The following is a 21,480-nucleotide window of genomic DNA, read 5'->3' as shown; positions in this document are numbered from 1 at the left end:
GTATGAAGGTAGGGCAATATGAACACTGTTGCAATACGAACCGATGCATCGGCGCTTATTGGAATCGGACATGTGATGCGTTGTCTGACACTTATGCAAAAATTACGTTCTACCACATCTGTACATGTGGTTTTTATCTGTAATTCTGATCTTCCTGAAGCCCTGAATAAGAAGATCCAAGGACTCGGTTTTGAGCTAAAATTGGTCAGTTCCCGAATTGACGGGGTAGTAGATGATCGCTTGGATGCCATGCAGACCGCTGAACTTTTAGTTGGACTTTCTGTGGATTGGTTGGTTGTGGATCATTATGGGCTTGATGCTCGTTGGGAGAGAAGTCTTAAAGCCTATGTACGTAAAATCTTTGTTATTGATGATTTAGCTAACAGGCTTCATGAGTGCAATGCAATCCTGGATCAAAATTTGTACTCTAATATGGATACACGTTATAACCCATTGTTGAATGAGGGATGCCGGCTGTTTTTGGGACCCTCTTTTTTATTGCTGCGGGATGAGTTCTATTCTTATTACAAGAATCACAAACATTCAGGAACCGTTCAACAAATACTAGTTAATTTTGGTGGCAGTGACCCAACAGGGGAGATCGGTAAGCTGCTAGAGGGAATTAAAATTGCAGGTGGCGAAATAAACAAGCTTCATTTCCACATTGTGGCAGGACCGGCTAATGAAAAACGTGAATTGATCCGACAATCTACTATAGATACTACAAATGTTACTTATTACGAACAGGTTAATATGGCCGAAATTCTATCACAAGTTGACCTAGCTGTTGGAGCCGGAGGAATTACGATGTGGGAGCGTTGTTTTATGGGGGTTCCTTCAGCCGTAATTACTGTAGCAGACAATCAAATAGAGCCAACAAAGGAAGCCGAACGGCTCGGACTGATTTGGAATCTGGGAGAAAGCAGTTCAACGGATAGATATACCGTAATAGACTTTTTGCATAGTATTTCGTCAAATTTTGAAGAAGTGTGCACCAAAAGCGATAATGCACTTCTTTATATGCGTCAGCTTCGAGATAACATCAATCATCCTATAGTCGAATTTATGAAGGAGGAATAGTCGTTGGAATTTCAAATTAGCGGTCGCCCGATCGGAAAGCAACATAAACCATTCATTATTGCTGAAATGTCTGGAAACCATAATCAATCTTTAGATCGAGCATTGCAAATCGTAGAGGCAGCAGCGGCATCGGGAGTGGACGCTCTAAAACTTCAAACCTATACGGCTGATACCATGACCTTGGATATTCATGAAGGCGATTTTTATATCGAGGACCCTAACAGTTTGTGGAAGGGCAATTCTCTATATAATCTTTATCAGGAGGCTTATACACCATGGGAATGGCATAAGCCTATTTTTGACCGATGTGCGGAATTGGGAATAATCGCATTCAGCACGCCGTTCGATGAGACAGCTGTAGATTTTTTAGAATCCTTAAATGCACCGGCATATAAAATCGCATCCTTTGAGAACACAGATATTCAGCTTATCCGTAAAGCAGCTGCTACAGGAAAACCGCTTATCATTTCGACCGGTATGGCTTCGATAGCCGAACTGGATGAGACGGTTCGAGAAGCGAGACGAGCTGGTTGTGAACATTTGGTTCTGCTCAAGTGTACAAGCACTTATCCAGCCACGCCTGAAAACACGAATATTCTAACCTTGCCACATTTGGAACAACTGTTTCAATGTCCAGTAGGGATGTCGGACCATACTATGGGGATCGGCGTTTCGGTAGCTAGTGTGGCGCTTGGGGCAACGGTTATCGAGAAGCATTTTACTCTTCGTCGATCTGATGGAGGAGTGGATTCTGCTTTCTCTATGGAGCCGGAAGAAATGAAGGCCCTTGTGTTAGAAACGGAACGGGCGCGGCAGTCGCTTGGACAAATTACCTATGGAGTGACCGAGCGGGAACGTGAATCTCTGAAGCTTCGGAGATCATTGTATATCTCGAAGGATTTGAAGCCAGGGGATATTTTATCCCGTGACAATATTAAAGCAATCCGGCCAGGCATGGGCCTGCCAACTAAATACTTAGATCAATTATTGGGACGAGTTATAACGAAAGAAGTTAAAAAGGGTACACCGTTGACTTGGGAGGTTATATAAAATGAAATCCATGAACATCCTGCTCACTGGCGGAGCCGGTTTTATCGGTCGCTGGGTCGCCAAGCGCCTATTGGACGAGGGCCATCAATTATGGATTTTGGACGATTTGTCGAATGGACGGGAGTCGAATCTTGCCGAATTTCAGGGTAATCCCAATTTTAAAGCTTTTATTAAAGGAACCATTCTGGACGAAGAGTTGTTATCCAACTTGTTCGAAGAGAACCGCTTCTCGATCTGCTATCATCTTGGGGCCTCGATAAATGTACAAGATTCCATTGACGACCCAAGAACGACTTTTAACAATGATACAGTAGGAACATTCTATATATTAGAGCAGTGCAGAAAATACAATACGAAAGTGGTCTTTATGAGCACCTGCATGGTCTATGACCGCTGCACGGACGAATCGGGAATCAGCGAGCTTCACCCGACTAAGCCGGCTTCACCTTATGCAGGAGCTAAAGTTGCCGCAGAGAATATGGTGCTGTCCTATTATCATGCGTATGGACTGCCAACGGTTGTTATCCGACCGTTCAACACGTACGGGCCGTTTCAGAAGACGGGTGGTGAAGGTGGAGTAGTTGCGATTTTTCTGAAGAATGATCTGGACGGGAAAATGCTGAATATTTATGGGGAAGGCACACAGACACGTGATTTGTTGTACGTTGAGGACTGTGCACGCTTCGTGGTTGCGGCTGGATTCAACAGTGCTGTGGACGGCGAGATCGTGAATGCTGGATTGGGAGAAGACATCAGTGTGAACGAACTGGCGCTGCTGATTGTTGGATCCTCGGAGCGGATTAAGCATGTGCCGCATATCCACCCGCAGAGCGAAATTCAAAAACTGCTATGCAACTCCACCAAGGCAGAGGAACTGCTTGGCTGGAAGCCGGAAGTGACACTGCGGCAGGGAATTGAGAAGACCAGGGAATGGATTCGACAGGGTGGACTGAGCTGACAGAAATTGCGGGAGAGGAGAGAGACTGTAATGACGGTAGAGAATGATGAACTTAAACCTATAAGATCGACACTTCTACCCTATGGTCAGCAGTGGTTGGATGAAGCTGATATTAACGCAGTGATTGATGTATTGAAGAGCGATTTTATCACTCAGGGTCCGTCTATCCAGCGATTTGAATCCAAGGTAGCAGAATATGCCGGAGCCAAATTTGGAGTTGCCTTTGCAAACGGAACTGCTGCGCTTCATGGCGCCTGTTTCGCAGCCGGCATTGGTCAAGGCGATGAAGTAATTACGACGCCACTTACTTTTCTGGCTAGCAGCAACTGTGTGTTGTATCAAGGTGGGACGCCAGTATTTGCCGATATCGATCCTCTGACATATAATATTGATCCGGCTCAGATTTTGCCCAAGATTACCAGTCGCACAAAAGCAATCATTCCTGTCGACTTTTCAGGACAGCCGGCAGAAATAGACAAAATTCGATCTATTGCGAAGGATCATCATTTAGTGGTAATCGAGGATGCTGCACACTCGCTGGGTGCTGAGTACAATGGACGTAAAATTGGCGCATGGGCGGATATGACGATGTTTAGCTTTCATCCTGTGAAACATGTCACAACTGGTGAAGGTGGAATGATTGTTACCGATAATGAAGAGTACTATCGCAAATTGCTTCAATTCCGAAGTCATGGAATGACCCGGGAACCTTCAGAGCTTATTAAAAACGACGGCCCATGGTACTATGAGATGCATTCACTAGGCTATAACTATCGAATGACGGATTTGCAGGCAGCTCTTGGCGTTTCGCAGATGGACAAGCTGGATGATTTTGTGGCCCGCCGGAGAGAGATCGCCGCTATATATAATGACGAGTTCAAGGATTTACCGGGTCTTGTCCTTCCACATCAGCATCCTAACGCCAACTCCAGCTGGCATTTATATGTTCTCCGCTGGTTACCGGAGTATTTTACAGCTTCTCGCAAAGTGATTTTCGAGAAATTCAGAGAGATGAATATTGGGGTCAACATTCACTATTACCCGGTTTATTTGCAACCTTATTATCAATCACTAGGTTATGAAGCGGGGATTTGTCCGGAAGCAGAGCATTACTATGAGACATCTATAACATTGCCGCTTTTCCCTAAGATGCGTGAAAAAGATATCGATGATGTGTGTACAACCGTTAAATTAATCTTTGATTACTACCGGAATTAGCTTAGATCAGAAGCATTTATAAAAATAACGAGCCAATGTTTCACCTCCTTCCTTCGCGGGTAATCGTAAGTAACTGCGCTAACACTGATACCTTCACTTTTCAGGGGATACGAAACTGCGGCTGACAAACGAATTGGTAAATTCCATTTTTTTGAAGGTAAACATTTTCTATTCCAATTGACAATGGAGAAGTTACGGTGGTATAGTCAGACTTGTGAGCGAGACTCACGTTCATTTGATAATGAAGGGAATGTTCAAGCAATGGAAGGTAAAGTTAAATGGTTTAACGCAGAAAAAGGCTACGGGTTCATCGAAACTGCAGAAGGCGGCGACGTATTCGTTCACTTCTCCGCGATCCAATCCGAAGGCTTCAAAACGCTGGAAGAAGGACAATCCGTTGAGTTTGACATCGTGGAAGGCGCACGCGGACCACAAGCAGCTAACGTAATCAAATTATAATCATCCGGCTTAGCCGACCTACATATACGGTAGATGGTTAGCAAATTGAGACGACGCTAGCAATAAAGATCCTGGAATTTCCGGGATCTTTTTTTGATGTGATCAGGAAGTGTTCGTCCAAGATTGAGCATTCTGAAAATGAAGAAAAACAACCGCAAAAGAGGGATTTCGCAACATCCTCGGCAAGATTTCGACCGGAGTTTAGCTGATGTCCACATGCTGGATCAATTTGCACATGAAAGCGGATTTACACAATTTTAAACTTTTTACACGGCGCTTACGTTATGGTAAAATGAAGGTGCAAAGGAGGAGTGCCCATGCAATTCAGCATTCGAGGTCAACAAATTGAAGTGACCGACGCTTTGAGAGAGTATGTTGATAAGAAGCTCAGCAGACTTGAGAAGTATTTCGATGCACCCCCTACCCAGGAAGGTTTCGTAACGCTTAGCGTCATACGGGGTCTTCATACGGTGGAAGTCACGATCCCGCTTGCAGGCGTCACGCTTCGTGCGGAAGTTCGCAGCGATGATATGTACGCTTCCATTGACGGTGTAGTGGACAAGCTGGAGCGACAAATCCGCAAGCACAAAACCAAGCTCAACCGCAAATTCCGCCAGGAAGGCAGTCTGAAGACACTCTTTGTGGAAGGTGGTTCGGGCAGCAATGTAGCTGTAGAAGAACAGGATGATGAATTGGAGGTTGTGCGCAACAAGCGATTCACTCTGAAGCCGATGGATGTGGAAGAAGCCATACTTCAGATGAATATGGTGGGACATAATTTCTTTGTGTTCTCCAATATCGATACCTCCGAAGTAAGCGTTGTGTACAAACGGAATGACGGCAAGTACGGCTTGATCGAACAGGATTAAATGGAGTAAGTAAGCTTCTCTAATAAAAAAATGATCCCGAGCCCTTATTCGTGTGAAGCGAATAGGGCTCTTGTGCGTATATATATAGATACGGGGGATTTTTGCTTATATTGCGGCTTCCCTTACAAACTGTTACAATTTATGAAGCAGCGGAATCGACGGTGTTTTGCGGCCCTTTCAACGTTGGGAGGATACGCTTTAGATTCCACCATCTGTGTTGCATGAAAGGGGTTAAGGCAACAAATAAAAAACCATAAAACCTTATATGGGCTTAGTTTTTCATGTACTGCGTTATCATGTCCATACACCCTGTAAGCAAGGTGGGATTTAAGTTAAAGTGGTACAATAGCAGACAATATGCAGCAAAGATTGAATAGCCGTACGAACGCTGTACAATCGGGGGAATAGACAATTTTGGCCTTCTCAAGTCTTTTCGTAGGGGTTTCTAAGTCTTACTCCCAACAACAACTTGACTTATTCTTAAGCTTATGTAAGCTAGATAACAAGGAGTTGATGGAGGATGATTTTAGCGAGAAAAGTCAGACTTCACCCAACTGAGGAGCAGGAAGCACAACTATGGAAGTCGGCGGGAACCGCCAGATGGGCTTACAACTGGACGCTGATCAGGCAGAAGGTGAACTACGAGAATGGCGGGAAGTTTCTATCTGATAACGATCTGCGTAAAGAAATTACCATTCTCAAGAAGTCTGACGGGTTTAACTGGTTATCTGAGGTATCGAATAACGTAGCCAAACAAGCGGTGAAAGATGCCTGCGAAGCATTTAAAAGGTTCTTCAAAGGGCAGAGCAGGTTCCCCAGGTTCAAGACGAGAAAGAGATCAACACCGAGTTTCTATAATGATAATCTGAAACTGAAGGTAAAGGAAGGCAAGTTCGTTCTCATTGAGAAGGTCGGTTGGATGAAGACATCCGAGCAAATTCCAATCGGCGTCAAATACATTAATCCTCATGTCACTTATGACGGGCGGTATTGGTATGTGTCTGTCGGAATTAAGGAGGACATCCGAAAGGAAGAGTTAACGGACCACGTAATCGGGATTGATTTGGGCATTAATTACTTGGCGGTAACGTCAGCGGGACAAGTCTTTCCGAACATCAACAAGACAGTGCGAGTGCGAAAGATCGAGAAGCGCCTTCAAAGGTTGCAGAGAAGGGCTTCTCGCAAATACGAGATGAATAAGGAGGGAAACCGTTTTGTCAAAACAGGCAACACTATAAAAATCGAAAATATGGTACGACACCTGCATAGACGACTTCGGAACATCCGTTTGAATTACCTGCATCAGACAACTACCGCAATCGCGAAGACCAAGCCTTGCGTTATTGTCATGGAGGATTTGAACATTAATGGGATGCTCAGAAATCGTTATTTGGCTAAAGCAATTGCGAACCAGTCCTTTCATGAATTCATCCGGCAAATGAAGTATAAGTGTGAAAAGCACGGGATTCAATTCATGCAGGCCCACCGTTTCTTCCCGTCATCGAAGAGATGCTCTTTCTGTGGAGAGATTAAGTCGGATTTGAAAATATCCGATCGAATCTACTCCTGCGGATGCGGGCGCGAAATCGACCGGGATTTAAATGCGGCGATCAATTTAGCCAACTATGGAACATTAGCAGGATGAAATAACACAAACCTGTTAATATGTAGGGTTCGTTGTACCCGAATTGACGCCTGTGGAGTGTTGTACCAAACGAAAGTAGCCTTTGGCCAAATCGGACACGATGAAGCAGGAACTAAACAAAGCTTATCGATTTTTATAGGTTTTTGGCAACGGTTAACCATGCTAGGACTTGTTAAAAAAATATTCGGCGACACGAATGAACGCGATGTCAAACGTCTGATGAAGACGGTCGAAATTATTAATGGAATGGAACCGGAATTCGAGGCACTCTCCGACGAGGCGCTGAAGGCGAAGACCGAAGAGTTCCGGGCTCGTATCGAGAAAGGCGAGACGATGGAAGAGCTTCTTCCAGAAGCCTTTGCAACGGTGCGTGAAGCCTCCAAGCGTACGCTTGGAATGCGGCACTTTGATGTGCAACTGATTGGCGGGATGGCGCTGCATGAGGGCAAGATCGCGGAGATGAAGACCGGTGAAGGTAAGACGCTGGTTGGAACGCTTCCGGTATACCTGAATGCTCTGCTTGGCAAAGGCGTTCACGTTGTTACAGTCAATGATTATCTGGCCCAGCGCGACAGCGCGCAAATGGGACAAATCTATAATTTCCTGGGCATGACGGTCGGGGTTAACCTGAACGGCATGGACCATGCGGATAAACAGTCAGCTTATGCCTGCGACATTACGTACGGCACGAACAATGAATTTGGCTTCGACTACCTGCGCGATAACATGGTGCTGTATAAAGAGCAGATGGTACAGCGTCCGCTCTATTTCTGCATTATTGACGAAGTTGACTCCATTCTGATCGACGAAGCCCGGACACCGCTTATTATTTCCGGACAAGCCGAGAAGTCGACGGAGCTCTATTACGCTGCTGACCGCTTCGTGAAGAAGCTGCAGGCGGAAGAGCACTACACGGTAGATATCAAGGTGAAATCGGTCGCCCTTACCGAAAAAGGCGTTGCGCTCGCCGAGAAAGCCTTCGGCATCGAGAATCTGTATGACCACAGCCATGTCACGCTGAACCATCATATCGTACAAGCTCTGAAGGCGAATGTTATTATGCGCCGCGACGTTGATTACGTCGTTACGGATGAAGAGGTTGTTATCGTCGATGAGTTCACAGGCCGTCTCATGGCCGGCCGCCGATACAGCGACGGTCTGCATCAGGCGATTGAAGCCAAGGAAGAAATCCAGGTGCAGAACGAGAGCATGACGCTCGCCACCATTACGTTCCAGAACTACTTCCGTATGTACCGCAAGCTGGCTGGCATGACCGGTACGGCGAAGACGGAGGAAGAGGAATTCAAGAAGATTTATGGACTGGAAGTTCTCCAGGTTCCGACGAATAAGCCGAACTGCCGGGCGGACATGCCTGATATCGTCTACAAGAGCGAGAAAGGCAAGTTCAACGCCGTGGTTGAAGAAATCGTGGAGCGCCATAAGAAGAACCAGCCGGTGCTGGTCGGTACGGTCTCCATCGAGAACTCCGAGCTGGTCTCGGAAATGCTGAAGCGCAAAGGCGTGAAGCACCAGGTGCTGAATGCGAAGCATCACGCAGCGGAAGCTGAAATTATTTCCCACGCCGGTCAGCCGGGCACGGTGACCATTGCGACCAACATGGCGGGACGCGGTACCGACATTATCCTCGGTGAAGGCGTAGCCGAGGTTGGCGGCCTGCATATCATCGGCACCGAGCGCCATGAATCGCGCCGGATCGATAACCAGCTGCGCGGACGTGCGGGACGTCAAGGCGACCCGGGTTCCACACAGTTCTATCTGTCGCTGGGCGACGAGCTGATGAAGCGTTTTGGCGCTGACAATGTGCTGAATATGATGGAACGACTTGGCTTTGAAGAAGATCAGCCGATCGAGAGCCGGATGATTACCCGCGCTGTAGAATCGGCGCAGAAGCGGGTCGAAGGCAATAACTTCGACATCCGCAAAGTCGTCCTGCAGTATGACGACGTCATGAACCAGCAGCGCGAAATTATCTACAAGCAGCGCCGCGAAATTCTGGAGTCCGAGAACATCAAGGACGTTGTTGTGGAAATGATCAAGCCAGTAATCGAACGGGTTGTGCAGGCTCACTGCAGCGACGATATCCCCGAGAACTGGGAGATTCAGGAAGTAGCCGATTATGTCAATAGCAAGCTGCTTGACGAAGGCGTATTGACCCGTGACGATCTGTGGGGCAAGGAAGCGGAAGAGATTGTGGAATTTATCTTCGAGAAGGTGCTGGAGAAATACTCCGCCCGCGAAGAACGTCTCGGTTCGGAGCTTGTCCGTGAGTTCGAGAAGGTTATCGTACTGCGCGCCGTTGACAGCAAGTGGATGGACCATATCGATGCCATGGATCAGCTTCGCCAGGGTATCCACCTTCGTGCTTACGGCGGAACGGATCCGCTCCGCGAATATCAGTTCGAAGGCTTCGAGATGTTCAATGCCATGACGGCAAGCATTCAGGAAGAAGTGGCGACCTATATTATGAAGGCTCACATCGAGACCAATCAGCAGCGCCAGTCGGTTGTGGAGGAGAACAAAATCTCCACGAACGGCGAGCCTGCCGAGAAGCGTCCCGTAGCCGTGGGCGCCACAGTCGGCCGGAATGATCCTTGTCCTTGCGGCAGCGGCAAGAAGTTCAAGAACTGCCACGGGCAGAACGCTTAAGTCTTAAGTGACCGGATTGACAAGAACGGCTGGGCCGGGGGGATTCCCGTTAGCGGCTCAGCCGTTTTCTGATAATTATAGGAAAGGGTGCAGTGATCAATGATTGATGCAAGTGTGAAGCAGGATCTGCGCGAAATCGGCAAGAAATTAACCAACCTTAGGGGGTCTCTTTGACTTAGACCTCAAGCAGGAAATGATCGCAAACTTTGAGGAGAAAATGGCGGCTCCCGACTTCTGGGATGACAACGAGAAAGCCCAGAGTGTCATTGCCGAGATGAACGCCGTGAAATCCGGCGTGGATGAATATCAGAAGCTGCAGCAGGAATACGATGATGCCGTGCTGATGGCCGAGCTGGCTGACGAGGAAGGCGACGACGAACTCGCCGCCGAGGTGGGCGGCAGTGTCCGCGCCCTTGTGGGCAAGCTGGAGGAATTCGAGCTGCAGTTGCTGTTGAATCAGCCATACGACAAGTTGAACGCCATTCTGGAGCTGCATCCGGGCGCGGGCGGAACCGAATCCCAGGATTGGGGCCAAATGCTGCTCCGCATGTATACCCGCTGGGCGGAGAAGCGCGGCTTCAAGGTGGAGGTGCTGGATTATCTCCCTGGCGACGAAGCGGGGATCAAGAGTGTGACGCTGCTGATCAAAGGCTTCAATGCCTACGGCTACCTGAAGGCGGAAAAAGGCGTGCATCGTCTGGTCCGTATTTCCCCGTTCGACGCTTCGGGAAGACGTCATACGTCCTTTGTCTCCTGCGATGTTGTGCCGGAGATTAATGAAGATATTGATATCGAGATTCGTACCGAGGATCTGAAGGTGGACACCTACCGCGCGACGGGCGCCGGCGGTCAGCATATCAACACCACGGACTCGGCGGTCCGGATTACTCACATTCCGACTGGCGTCGTCGTGACCTGCCAGAATGAACGCTCGCAGATCAAGAACCGCGAACGCGCGATGACGATGCTCCGCTCCAAGCTCTACGAGCGTAAACTCGAAGAGCAGCAGCGCGAGCTGGACGAGATCCGCGGCGAGCAGTCCGATATCGCCTGGGGCAGTCAGATTCGCTCGTATGTCTTCCATCCGTACAGCATGGTTAAGGATCACCGGACTTCCGTAGAGACCGGTAACGTCGGGGCGGTCATGGACGGCGATCTGGATGCTTTTATCGACGGCTATCTGCGCGGCCAGATCAAGACTGAGGCTGAATAAGGGATGTCTTCAATAAATTCACGAAATAAGCCGCCGCTTATTCCACTGAACGGACCGATCCGCCATCTGGTGGATACGGTCCTGATTGTTGTCGGTTCGCTGATTACGTCACTCGCCTTTAATCTGTTCATGCTGCCCAACCGGATTGCCTCCGGCGGCGTATCAGGATTGTCCGTCTTGGCGCAGGCCTGGTTCGGGGCCGAGCCTGCTTTTACCCAGTGGGCTTTGAACATTCCGCTGTTCTTCCTGGGCGTGTTCATGCTGGGCCGCCAGTATGGACTGCGGTCGCTGCTGGGCAGCTTTGTGCTGCCGCTGTTCATTTACCTGACCAAGGACGGTCCTGTGCCGACCCACAACCCGCTGCTGGCATCCATCTACGGCGGCATCGGAGTGGGCTTGGGTTTGGGCTTGGTTTTTCGGGGCCGGGGCTCGACCGGGGGCCTGTCCATTTTGGCCCAGGTGATTCAGAAGCTGACGGGTTTCAGTTTCTCGCTGTCGGTGGTGCTGCTGGACGGAACGGTAATCACATTGGCTGCCTTCGTACTGGGCATGGAGCAGGCGCTGTACGCACTGATCGGCCTGTTCGTCACAGGGAAGGTCATCGATGCGCTTGAGGTCGGCTTCAGCTATACCAAGGTCGCCTATATCATTTCCGATCATACGGACGCGATCACGGAAGCGATTCTGCATGATCTGGACCGGGGGCTGACGAAGCTGGACGCCAAGGGCGGATACACGGGAGACAGCCGGACCGTGCTGATGGTAGCCGTCGGACAGAATGAAACGACCCGGCTGAAGGCCATCGTCCGGTCGGTGGACCCGGGCGCCTTTGTTATTATCAGTGATGCCCATGAAGTGCTGGGCGAAGGATTTAAACGAGAAGCGTAGCTGATCCGTAGAGGAGAAGCTGCGCTTCTTTTTTCGTAAAAAAGGAGGAAGAATAAGCTGTCGTGCAGGCCTATAAACAAAGTCGTCAGGCATCAGAACCTTATGAAGCAGAATAGCATAGGGTGCGGAGTATCCGTGCATGAACTGATTATGCTTCAAAGGCAAAGCCTGGCTTGGCGAGCAAACTGAGGCCGGAAGACGCCTGAGGGATAATGTTACATAACCTGTTGTATTTATATTAATGAGGACGTATAATAATACATATTTCAATGGACGGCATGCAAAAGCCATCGGCGGATAAGGAACATTATCCGATATAATAGGGAAGAGAAAAACGGCAGGGAGGAACCAGAGATGACGGTGGAAGGCAAGGTGAGAGCGGCGATCGTGGGATCGACCGGCTACGGGGGAGTAGAACTGATCAGGCTGCTTCAGGGGCATCCGAAGGTGGAGATTACATCGGTGATTTCCTCATCATCGGCAGGGGCGCCGATTGAAGAAGGCTTCCCGCATTTGACTGGCGTGTTTACGCGGAATCTGGACGGTGTGGATGCCAGGGAAATGAAGGAGAGGGCCGACGTCGTATTCACGGCAACCCCATCGGGCGTCAGCGCCAAGCTCGTTCCGGAGCTGCTGGAGGCGGGGCTTAAGGTAGTAGATTTGTCGGGGGATTTCCGGCTGAAGGACGGTGCGGAGTATGAGCGCTGGTACAAACATCCGGCTCCGCAGGATGAAGTGCTGCAGCAGGCCGTCTACGGACTGTGCGAGGTATTCGGCGACCGCGCGGCCGGCGTTGATTTCATCTCGAATCCGGGCTGCTACCCAACGGCGACGCTGCTCGGTCTGATCCCGGCGCTTCAAGCAGGATGGATCAAGCCGGAGAGCATCATTGTTGATGCCAAATCCGGTGTATCGGGAGCTGGACGCGGAGTAAATCTCGGTGTGCATTACGCGGAAATTAATGAGAATTTTAAAGCCTATAAGGTTAACAAGCATCAGCATATCCCGGAAATCGAGCAGACGCTGACGGAGATTGCCGGAGAGCCGGTGATCGTCACCTTCACTACGCATCTGGTTCCGATGACGCGGGGCATTATGGCCACTAGTTATGCCAGCTTGAACGATACGTACAGCGAACAGGATTTCATCGAGCTATACCGCAATTATTATAAGGGTAGATCTTTTGTGCGTGTGCGCAGCGCCGGTATTCTGCCGGCAACCAAAGAGGTCAGCGGCTCCAACTACTGCGATATCGGCTTTGCGGTTGATCCCCGAACCGGACGGGTCACCATTTTCTCGGTGATCGACAATCTGGTAAAGGGTGCGGCGGGCCAGGCGATTCAGAATCTAAATCTTATGATGGGATGGGAGGAAACCCTTGGGCTCGGCTACACGCCAGTGTATCCGTAACGCTAAAAGGTAAATCAGACATGAGCGAGAAGCTGTACACCGTCGTCGAAGGCGGAAGCATTACGACACCGGCCGGATTCGTATCCGGAGGTCTGCACTGCGGCTTGAAAAAGACCGACCGCAACGATCTTGCGGCCATTCTATGCGAGGTTCCGGCCACAGCCGCGGCGGTATATACGACGAACCTGTTCCAGGCGGCGCCGCTTAAAGTGACGCGGGAAAGCCTTGGCAACGGTGTCCTGCGTGCCGTTGTCGTGAACAGCGGCAACGCCAACGCCTGCACAGGCGCACAGGGCGAAGCCGATGCCTATGAGATGCGGGCTGCAGCTGCCAGGCATCTGGGCGTAAGCGAGGATGATGTGGCGGTAGCTTCGACCGGAGTCATCGGCGAGCTGCTGAAGATGGACTGCGTGCGCAGCGGCTTGGCTTCCCTTCCGGAGAAGCTGGACGGCGGAGCATCGGGAGCCGAGGAGTTCTGCCAGGCGATTCTGACGACAGACCTCGTGAAGAAAGAGTGCTGCGTCAAGGTTAATGTCGGCGGCAAAGAGGTTCTGATCGCCGGCGCGGCCAAAGGCTCCGGCATGATCCACCCGAACATGGCGACCATGCTCGGCTTCATGACGACGGACGCCGCCGTCGGCCAGGAAGAACTGCTGACGCTGCTGCGCCAGGCGACGGATACAACGTTCAACATGATTACCGTGGACGGCGACACGAGTACGAATGATATGCTGGTGGCGATGGCGAGCGGTCTGGCTGGCAACGAGACGCTGGGCCGGCAGCATCCGGACTGGGAAGCCTTCGCAGCGGCTTTCACGCATGTGTGCCGCCATCTGGCGCAGGCGATCGCCCGCGACGGAGAAGGCGCGAACCATTTGATTGAGGTCGTGGTGAGCGGGGCTGAGGATGTAGCGGCGGCCCGTGCGATTGCCAAGACGGTCGTCGGCTCCAGTCTGGTCAAATCCGCCGTCTTCGGCGCAGATGCGAACTGGGGGCGGATTATCGCCGCCGTCGGCCGTGCTGGCGTTCCGGTGTCGGTGGAACGGGTTGACATCTCGCTGGGCGAGATTGAGGTGTTGTCCCAGTCTAGACCGGTGGCTTTTGACGAGGAAAAGGCTCTTGCTTACCTGCAGGGCGACACCGTTCTGATTACGGTGAACCTGGGAGACGGTGACGGCTCGGCTACAGCCTGGGGCTGCGATCTGACGTACGATTATGTGCGGATCAATGCGGCTTACCGGACTTGAGGCGAAGGATGTCAATTCAGCGGCTGCCCTCGCGTTTGTGGCGGGATGGGCGGCCGAATAAGGAAGGATAATGACACTCATGACGCAGAGCGAGACTTTGGATACAAGTGGCGCAGACAATGGCAACATGTTCGTGATGAAGTGCGGCGGCAGCACGCTGACTGCGCTGCCCGATTCGTTCTTTGACGATCTCAGGCAGCTTCAGGAGGATGGCGTGAGGCCGGTGATCGTCCACGGCGGGGGTCCGGCGATATCGGAGAATCTGAAGAAGCTCGGAATTGAGAGCAGCTTCGTTAACGGCCTGCGGGTCACGACCGAAGAAGTGCTCGACGTTGTGGAGATGACGCTGTCGGGCAGCATCAACAAGGCAATTGTCCGGCGGATTCAGAGCAGCGGCGGCAAGTCAATCGGCCTGTCCGGCGTGGACGGCAACCTGATCGAAGCGGCTCCGGTATCCAACAGCGATGAGGTAGGGCTGGTCGGCAACGTGACCGGTGTCAAGGCCGAGATCATTGCCGGCATTCAGGCGCTAGGTTATATCCCCGTTATCGCGCCGCTTGGAATCGATGGCAACGGACAGCGGTATAACATTAACGCCGACACGGCAGCGGGGGCGGTAGCTTCCTTCATGCAGTCGCCGCAGATGATTGTGGTGACCGACGTCCCCGGCATTCTGACTACGCTGGAGGATGGAAGCAAGCAGGTGCTGCCTTCCGTGACGGTCGAGCAAATCGGGCAGATGATTGAGACGGGCGAGATCTACGGAGGCATGATTCCTAAGGTGAAGGCGGCCATCGACTGCATCCAAGGCAGCGTCTCCGAGGTGGTCATCGTGGACGGCAAAGAGCCGGGTGTGCTGGGCAGAGTGCTGGCCGGAGAGACAATCGGTACTCGAATTATCCGGAAGTAAGGATTTTAGTCGGAAACAGAGAAATTATCCGGGAGCAAGGCTCGAAGGCAAGATTGGGAAGCCTGAGGGCAAGATTGGGAGACTGGGGCGGAGGATGCCAGCTATTTCATCCTAATGAAGTTACGGGAGTCTTGGCAGCATCTATACCGTCTCTTTCATCAAGTGAGTGAAGTATTAAGTGTGTGAAGTATCAAGGGCATGAAGTTGTACAAGAGGCATGATGCTAATAAAGAGCATTGGGTTCATCGGGTAGATCTTTGGAATGCTAGAGTGAGTATCGTCAAAAAATTCGGCGGCCGCCTAAGGGGCGGCGTGCGGGGGAGAGTGAAGGATCATGAGCAAGCTTACGCATATGGATCAGCCTGATTTCGTGCAAAAGCATATTGCAGACACCGGAACACAGGCAGGCGCTACTGGTAAGACGGAGGAAGCGGTCAAGACTGCGGGCTCCGGCAAGCTGGAGCATGTATTTCCATCGTACGGCAGATACGACATCAGTCTGGTCAAAGGCAAGGGCAGCTGGGTGTGGGACGACAAAGGCAATAAATATCTCGATTTCACCTGCGGCCTGGCGGTAACGAGCCTCGGACATGCGCCGGAGAAGGTCGGCGAGAAGCTGAAACAGCAGATCGATACGCTGTGGCATGTATCCAACCTGTTCCACATTCCGGGCCAGGACCGCGTAGCGGAGCTGCTGACGGCCAACACTTGCGCCGACCAGGTATTCTTCTGCAACAGCGGCGCGGAATCGAACGAGGCCGCGATCAAGCTGGCCCGCCGCTATCATCAGAAGGTCAAGGGAACAGGACGTTATGAAGTCATTACGTTCCAGCAGTCCTTTCACGGACGCACGCTGGCTACGCTGACGGCTACGGGACAGCAGAAGGTCAAGGACGGCTTCCTGCCGCTGCCGGAAGGCTTCGTGACGGTTCCGCTGCATGATCTTCCGGCCCTTGAAGCGGCCATCGGCGAGCATACAGCCGCCATCATGCTAGAAATGGTGCTGGCCGAAGGCGGCATTCTGGAAGTGCAGCCGGATTTCCTGAACAGCGTGGTCGAGCTGTGCAAACGCCACGGCCTGTTGCTCATCGTGGACGAGGTGCAGACCGGCATGGGCCGTACCGGCAAGCTGTTCGCGCATCAGCACTACGGTATCGAGCCGGACATCTTCACCGTTGCCAAAGGCATCGCCAGCGGCTTCCCGGCCGGCCTTATGCTGGCCAAGGGCTATCTGCGCGAAGCGTTCCCGCCGGGAAGCCATGCTTCGACGTTCGGCGGTACGCCGCTTGCGACGGCGGCGATGAGCGCCACCATCGAGACGATGCTGGAGGATAACCTGCCGCAGCGCGCGGCCGAATCCGGCGAGTACCTGAAGGCGCAGCTGAAAGAGAAGCTGGCGGATTGCCCGTTCGTCCTCGACATCCGCGGCAAAGGGCTGCTCATCGGCATCGAATGCAAAGAAGCTGTCGGCGACATCGTGCTGGCCGGACAGAAGCGCGGCCTGCTGTTCGTGACGGCGGGAACGCATGTAATCCGCCTGCTTCCGAACCTGTATGTAAGCCGGGAGGAAATCGACCAGGCTGTGGACATCCTGTCCGATCTCATTCATACTTATGCCAAGGAGCATCAGGCTTAAAGACGTCTGCAATGACGGATAACATAACGGCACCCCGCAATTCGCAAACTAGGGGTGACCATGGACTTCCCGGCCTGCCGGGAAGTCCGCGAATGCGACAAGGAGGAACAGATTCATGGTTCAGATTTCGCTCAAAGGGCGGGACCTTCTGGAGCTGGACGACTACACCACGGAAGAAATCCAGTATCTGATCGATCTGGCGATCGAGCTCAAGCGCAAGCAGAAGAGCGGAGAGGTCTACCAGCCGCTGAAAGGCAAGACGATCGGACTTATTTTTGAGAAATCCTCAACCCGCACCCGGGTATCCTTCGAGGTTGGCATGTACCAGCTGGGCGGACACGCCCTGTTCCTCAGCCGGAACGATATTCAGCTGGGACGCGGGGAGACGGTTGCCGATACGGCACAGGTTATGTCGCGGTATCTCGACGGCATCATGATCCGCACCTTCGGCCACGACAAGGTAGAGGATCTGGCGCGCTACGCTTCGGTTCCGGTCATCAATGGACTGAGCGATCTCGCGCATCCGTGCCAGGTGCTGGCGGATCTTCAGACGGTCTATGAACACAAAGGCAAGCTGAAAGGGCTGAAAATGGCCTTTGTCGGCGACGGCAACAATATGGCGCATTCCCTGCTGATCGGCGGAGCGAAGGTGGGCATGCATGTCTCCATCGCAGGACCGGAAGGCTATGAGCCGGACGCCGCTGTTGTCGCCAAGGCGCGGGAAATCGCGCAGGAGACGGGTTCCGAAATCGTCATTACCCGCAGTCCGGAGGAAGCGGTCAAGGATGCCGATGTCATCTACACGGATGTATGGGCGAGCATGGGCTTCGAGGAAGAGCAGAAGGCGCGCGAAGCGGCGTTCAAGGACTATCAGGTGAACGGCGAGCTCGTCGCGCTTGCGAAGAGCGACTTCATCTTCCTGCACTGCCTGCCGGCCCATCGCGGCGAAGAGGTGACGGAAGACGTGATCGACGGACCGAATTCCTTTATTTTTGACGAGGCGGAGAACCGGCTGCATGCGCAGAAAGCGCTGATGGCCGCCCTGATGGGCTAGATAGAGGCTTAAGACGGGCGCACGTTGGCGCTAGTTTGCTCGCTTCACCGCTTCGGGATGACAGGCCGCCGGGCCTTCATCCTTTTCGCATGATCAACCCTTTATATCGGAAAGGAAGTTAGCTATCCCATGGCAAAAGAAAAAATCGTGCTCGCCTATTCCGGCGGCCTGGATACCTCGGTCATTCTGAAATGGCTGAAAGAAACGTATGACGCGGAAATTATCGCTTTTACGGCCGATATCGGCCAGAAGGAAGAGCTTGACGGTCTGGAGGAAAAAGCGCTCGCCACAGGCGCGTCGAAAGTCTACATCGACGACCTGCGCGACGAGTTCGCCAAGGACTTCATCTACCCGATGTTCCAGGCCGGCGCCCTGTATGAAGGACAATACCTGCTCGGCACGAGTATCGCCCGCCCGCTGATCGCGAAGCGGATGGTCGATATCGCCATCGCCGAAGGCGCGACCGCCATTGCGCATGGCGCGACCGGCAAGGGCAACGACCAGGTGCGCTTCGAGCTCGGTGCTGCCGGCCTTGCTCCGAACATCAAGGTTATCGCGCCTTGGCGTCTGGAAGAGTTCCGCAACCGGTTCCCTGGACGCGCGGAAATGATCGCTTATGCAGAAGCGAACGGCATTCCGGTACAGGCTTCGGCGGCGAAGCCGTATTCCATGGACCGCAATCTGCTGCATATCAGCTATGAGAGCGGCGTGCTGGAGGACCCGTGGTTCGACGCCAGCGCTCCGGAGAACAAGGAAATGTTCCTGCTGACGAACGCGCCGGAAGACGCACCGGACGAAGCGGAGTATCTGGAGCTTGAATTCCTGAAAGGTGACTGTGTAGCGCTGAACGGCGAGACGCTGAATCCGCTTCAGGTGATGGAGAAGCTGAACGAGCTGGGCGGCAAGCATGGCATCGGCCGGGTCGACATGGTGGAGAACCGCTTCGTCGGCATGAAGAGCCGCGGCGTATACGAGACGCCGGGGGGCACGATCCTGTTCACCGCTCACCGCAAAATGGAATCCATCACGATGGACCGCGAAGTCATGAACGTACGCGACAGCCTGATTACGCGTTACAGCACGCTGGTCTATAACGGCTTCTGGTTCGCGCCGGAACGCAAAGCGATCCAGGCGCTTGTTACCGAGAGCCAGCAGAACGTAACCGGCACGGTTCGTCTGAAGCTGTACAAGGGCAACATTATCGCTGCGGGCGTCAAGAGCCCGGTCAGCCTGTACAACCCGAACATCGCGACGATGGAAGCCGACCCGACGCAGGCTTACGATCAGGGCGACGCGACCGGATTCATCCGTCTCAACGCGCTGCGCCTGAAAGTATCGGCCGGCGTGGCCGAATCGGCGAAGTAAGCGCTCGGTAGTGGCCTGCGGCGGCTTCGCGGTCCGGGTCCTCCGATGAGGGAAGCATCGGCGGCCGGGACCGGAGCGCGCGGGGTTCATTCACCTCGGCGGCGTGATGGTGCTATAATGGCGTCATGACGACTTCACGTTGGCGGTATGATGAAATGAAACACACCCGGACCGGGGACGGCTTTTGCGCCTCACGAGCCCGGGTTTTTCCATGAAATACAGGGATGGAATGGACAAGCATTTTTTTTACAAGGAGGAAGACAGCGGTGAGCAAGCTTTGGGGCGGACGTTTTACCAAAGGGACGAACAAGCTGGTGGAAGAATACACGGCTTCCATCGGGTTTGACAAGGCGCTGGCGGAAGAAGACGTGCAGGGCAGTCTGGCCCATGTGACGATGCTGGGCAAATGCGGAATTCTGCCGCAGGAAGACGTGGAGACGATCAAGCAGGGGCTTCAGAAGGTGCTGGAGAAGGTGCGTGCCGGAGAAGTGGAGTTCTCCGTCTCGGATGAAGACATCCATATGAATATCGAGAAGCATCTGATCCAGGAAATCGGGCCGGTCGGCGGCAAGCTGCATACGGGTCGCAGCCGCAACGACCAGGTGGCAACGGATATGCATCTCTATCTGCGGAACCGGGTCGTGGAGCTGGTTGATCTGCTGCACAATGTTCAGGAGGCACTGATCGGGCAGGCGAAGGACAATGTGGAGACGATCGTGCCGGGCTATACGCATCTGCAGCGGGCGCAGCCGATTCTGTTCGCGCATCATCTGCTGGCTTATGTATCGATGTTCCGCCGGGATGCGGAGCGGCTGACCGACAGCTACAAGCGCATCAACGTACTGCCGCTGGGCGCCGGGGCGCTGGCGGGAACGACGTTCCCGATCGACCGGCATTTTGTGGCGGAGCAGCTCGGCTTCGACAGCGTGTACGAGAACAGCCTGGACGCTGTCAGCGACCGCGATTTTATCGTCGAGTTCCTGGCGAGCGCCTCGCTGATCATGACGCATCTGTCGCGCCTGAGCGAGGAGCTGGTGCTGTGGAGCAGCACGGAATTCAGCTTCGTGGAGCTGGACGACGCGTTCTGCACCGGCAGCAGCATCATGCCGCAGAAGAAGAACCCCGATGTGCCGGAGCTTGTGCGGGGCAAGACGGGCCGCGTCTACGGCAACCTTATGGGCCTGCTGACCGTGCTGAAGTCCCTTCCGCTTGCCTACAACAAGGATATGCAGGAAGATAAGGAAGGCATGTTCGACACGGTGGCGACGCTCACCGGCGCGCTGCAGCTGTTCGCTCCGATGATCGCCACGATGAAGGTGAACAAGGGACGGATGCGGGAAGCGGTGAACACCGACTTCTCCAACGCCACGGATATTGCGGACTTCCTGGTTGGCAAGGGGCTGCCGTTCCGTCAGGCGCATGAAGTCATCGGCAAAACGGTGCTCTACTGCATCAACGAAGGCAAATTCCTGCTGGATCTGACGCTGGATGAATTCAAGCAGTTCTCGCCGCTCTTCGACGAGCAGATCTATGCCGTGCTTCAGCCGGAGGCGGTGGTGAATGCCCGCAACGTATACGGCGGTACGGCGACCGTACAGGTGCAGGCTGCGATTACACGCGCAGAGGAGAGCCTGAAGGAAGCGAAGCTGTGGGTGGAGGCGCGTGCGGCGGAAGCCAAGTAGCATAAGTCAATCATATGAGCCGATCACGCAAGCTCGAGAACATCAGTGAACCCGGATCATGAGTATAAAAAGAACAGCTGCTCCCTTTGCGGAACAGCTGTTTTTGTATGTTCAGCTTTGCTGTTTTTG

17 protein-coding genes are annotated in these 21,480 nt (G+C 52.8%); all 17 read left to right on the top strand.

Annotated elements, in window-relative coordinates:
• The first annotated feature begins 18 nt into the window (after nucleotides 1-18).
• The 17 genes from pseG to argH all read left to right on the top strand — a co-directional run bounded on the left by pseG (nucleotide 19) and on the right by argH (nucleotide 21,351).
• Entirely contained in the window at nucleotides 19-1,080 is a 1,062-nt protein-coding gene (gene pseG / locus PSTEL_RS24015) for a UDP-2,4-diacetamido-2,4,6-trideoxy-beta-L-altropyranose hydrolase (protein WP_052098924.1), read from the top strand.
• 3 nt (nucleotides 1,081-1,083) lie between these two features.
• Nucleotides 1,084-2,130, top strand: a complete 1,047-nt coding sequence (gene pseI, locus PSTEL_RS24010; protein ID WP_038699262.1) for a pseudaminic acid synthase — start codon at nucleotides 1,084-1,086, stop codon at nucleotides 2,128-2,130.
• 10 nt (nucleotides 2,131-2,140) lie between these two features.
• The gene (locus PSTEL_RS24005) at nucleotides 2,141-3,088 is read left to right on the top strand and encodes a dTDP-glucose 4,6-dehydratase (RefSeq protein WP_038701598.1); all 948 of its coding nucleotides are present in this window, start codon (nucleotides 2,141-2,143) and stop codon (nucleotides 3,086-3,088) included.
• Between the two features lie 30 nt (nucleotides 3,089-3,118).
• Nucleotides 3,119-4,306, top strand: coding sequence for a UDP-4-amino-4,6-dideoxy-N-acetyl-beta-L-altrosamine transaminase (gene pseC, locus PSTEL_RS24000; RefSeq protein ID WP_038699260.1), 1,188 nt, complete (start codon nucleotides 3,119-3,121; stop codon nucleotides 4,304-4,306).
• Nucleotides 4,307-4,567: 261 nt separating this feature from the next.
• On the top strand, nucleotides 4,568-4,765 hold the full coding sequence (locus PSTEL_RS23995; RefSeq protein ID WP_038699258.1) for a cold shock domain-containing protein: 198 nt from the start codon (nucleotides 4,568-4,570) through the stop codon (nucleotides 4,763-4,765).
• Between the two features lie 317 nt (nucleotides 4,766-5,082).
• Nucleotides 5,083-5,634: a ribosome hibernation-promoting factor, HPF/YfiA family gene (gene hpf, locus PSTEL_RS23990; RefSeq protein ID WP_038699256.1), complete on the top strand. Its 552-nt coding sequence runs from the start codon at nucleotides 5,083-5,085 to the stop codon at nucleotides 5,632-5,634.
• A 520-nt stretch (nucleotides 5,635-6,154) separates the two neighbouring features.
• Nucleotides 6,155-7,279, top strand: coding sequence for an RNA-guided endonuclease InsQ/TnpB family protein (locus PSTEL_RS23985; RefSeq protein WP_038699254.1), 1,125 nt, complete (start codon nucleotides 6,155-6,157; stop codon nucleotides 7,277-7,279).
• Between the two features lie 159 nt (nucleotides 7,280-7,438).
• Entirely contained in the window at nucleotides 7,439-9,946 is a 2,508-nt protein-coding gene (secA, locus tag PSTEL_RS23980; RefSeq protein WP_038699252.1) for a preprotein translocase subunit SecA, read from the top strand.
• A 99-nt stretch (nucleotides 9,947-10,045) separates the two neighbouring features.
• Nucleotides 10,046-11,159 (top strand): peptide chain release factor 2 gene (gene prfB, locus PSTEL_RS23975; protein ID WP_156995952.1). Its coding sequence is split into 2 segments (ribosomal slippage): nucleotides 10,046-10,117 and nucleotides 10,119-11,159, totalling 1,113 coding nucleotides; the frame shifts between segments, so codons are not numbered across the junction.
• Nucleotides 11,160-11,162: 3 nt separating this feature from the next.
• A complete protein-coding gene (locus PSTEL_RS23970) occupies nucleotides 11,163-12,047 on the top strand; it encodes a YitT family protein (protein ID WP_038699250.1) in 885 nt (294 codons plus the stop codon).
• Between the two features lie 354 nt (nucleotides 12,048-12,401).
• Complete coding sequence (gene argC / locus PSTEL_RS23965; protein ID WP_038699248.1) at nucleotides 12,402-13,457, top strand: N-acetyl-gamma-glutamyl-phosphate reductase; 1,056 nt, start codon at nucleotides 12,402-12,404, stop codon at nucleotides 13,455-13,457.
• A 20-nt stretch (nucleotides 13,458-13,477) separates the two neighbouring features.
• Nucleotides 13,478-14,704 (top strand): bifunctional glutamate N-acetyltransferase/amino-acid acetyltransferase ArgJ, encoded by a 1,227-nt coding sequence (argJ, locus tag PSTEL_RS23960; protein WP_038699246.1) that lies wholly within the window; start codon nucleotides 13,478-13,480, stop codon nucleotides 14,702-14,704.
• Nucleotides 14,705-14,774: 70 nt separating this feature from the next.
• Nucleotides 14,775-15,614, top strand: coding sequence for an acetylglutamate kinase (gene argB / locus PSTEL_RS23955; protein ID WP_156995951.1), 840 nt, complete (start codon nucleotides 14,775-14,777; stop codon nucleotides 15,612-15,614).
• A 334-nt stretch (nucleotides 15,615-15,948) separates the two neighbouring features.
• A complete protein-coding gene (locus PSTEL_RS23950) occupies nucleotides 15,949-17,250 on the top strand; it encodes an aspartate aminotransferase family protein (protein WP_038699242.1) in 1,302 nt (433 codons plus the stop codon).
• Nucleotides 17,251-17,365: 115 nt separating this feature from the next.
• The gene (gene argF, locus PSTEL_RS23945; protein WP_038699240.1) at nucleotides 17,366-18,304 is read left to right on the top strand and encodes an ornithine carbamoyltransferase; all 939 of its coding nucleotides are present in this window, start codon (nucleotides 17,366-17,368) and stop codon (nucleotides 18,302-18,304) included.
• Between the two features lie 129 nt (nucleotides 18,305-18,433).
• Complete coding sequence (locus PSTEL_RS23940; protein WP_038699238.1) at nucleotides 18,434-19,669, top strand: argininosuccinate synthase; 1,236 nt, start codon at nucleotides 18,434-18,436, stop codon at nucleotides 19,667-19,669.
• 266 nt (nucleotides 19,670-19,935) lie between these two features.
• Nucleotides 19,936-21,351, top strand: coding sequence for an argininosuccinate lyase (gene argH, locus PSTEL_RS23935; RefSeq protein ID WP_038699236.1), 1,416 nt, complete (start codon nucleotides 19,936-19,938; stop codon nucleotides 21,349-21,351).
• Nucleotides 21,352-21,480: the final 129 nt, after the last annotated feature.

The organism is Paenibacillus stellifer (assembly GCF_000758685.1).
Lineage (GTDB): Bacteria > Bacillota > Bacilli > Paenibacillales > Paenibacillaceae > Paenibacillus_AQ > Paenibacillus_AQ stellifer.
The sequence above is the reverse complement of the archived record's forward strand: the minus strand, read 5'-3'. Positions and strand labels throughout refer to the sequence as shown.

Bases quoted from the DNA above. Each gene is read 5' to 3' on its own strand.
- argF (WP_038699240.1), top strand. From the start codon at position 17,366: ATGGTTCAGATTTCGCTCAAAGGGCGGGACCTTCTGGAGCTGGACGAC.
- argB (WP_156995951.1), top strand. From the start codon at position 14,775: ATGACACTCATGACGCAGAGCGAGACTTTGGATACAAGTGGCGCAGAC.
- PSTEL_RS23950 (WP_038699242.1), top strand. From the start codon at position 15,949: ATGAGCAAGCTTACGCATATGGATCAGCCTGATTTCGTGCAAAAGCAT.
- PSTEL_RS23940 (WP_038699238.1), top strand. From the start codon at position 18,434: ATGGCAAAAGAAAAAATCGTGCTCGCCTATTCCGGCGGCCTGGATACC.
- hpf (WP_038699256.1), top strand. From the start codon at position 5,083: ATGCAATTCAGCATTCGAGGTCAACAAATTGAAGTGACCGACGCTTTG.
- pseC (WP_038699260.1), top strand. From the start codon at position 3,119: ATGACGGTAGAGAATGATGAACTTAAACCTATAAGATCGACACTTCTA.
- argC (WP_038699248.1), top strand. From the start codon at position 12,402: ATGACGGTGGAAGGCAAGGTGAGAGCGGCGATCGTGGGATCGACCGGC.
- argJ (WP_038699246.1), top strand. From the start codon at position 13,478: ATGAGCGAGAAGCTGTACACCGTCGTCGAAGGCGGAAGCATTACGACA.
- pseG (WP_052098924.1), top strand. From the start codon at position 19: ATGAACACTGTTGCAATACGAACCGATGCATCGGCGCTTATTGGAATC.
- PSTEL_RS23985 (WP_038699254.1), top strand. From the start codon at position 6,155: ATGATTTTAGCGAGAAAAGTCAGACTTCACCCAACTGAGGAGCAGGAA.
- secA (WP_038699252.1), top strand. From the start codon at position 7,439: ATGCTAGGACTTGTTAAAAAAATATTCGGCGACACGAATGAACGCGAT.
- PSTEL_RS23970 (WP_038699250.1), top strand. From the start codon at position 11,163: ATGTCTTCAATAAATTCACGAAATAAGCCGCCGCTTATTCCACTGAAC.
- PSTEL_RS24005 (WP_038701598.1), top strand. From the start codon at position 2,141: ATGAACATCCTGCTCACTGGCGGAGCCGGTTTTATCGGTCGCTGGGTC.
- PSTEL_RS23995 (WP_038699258.1), top strand. From the start codon at position 4,568: ATGGAAGGTAAAGTTAAATGGTTTAACGCAGAAAAAGGCTACGGGTTC.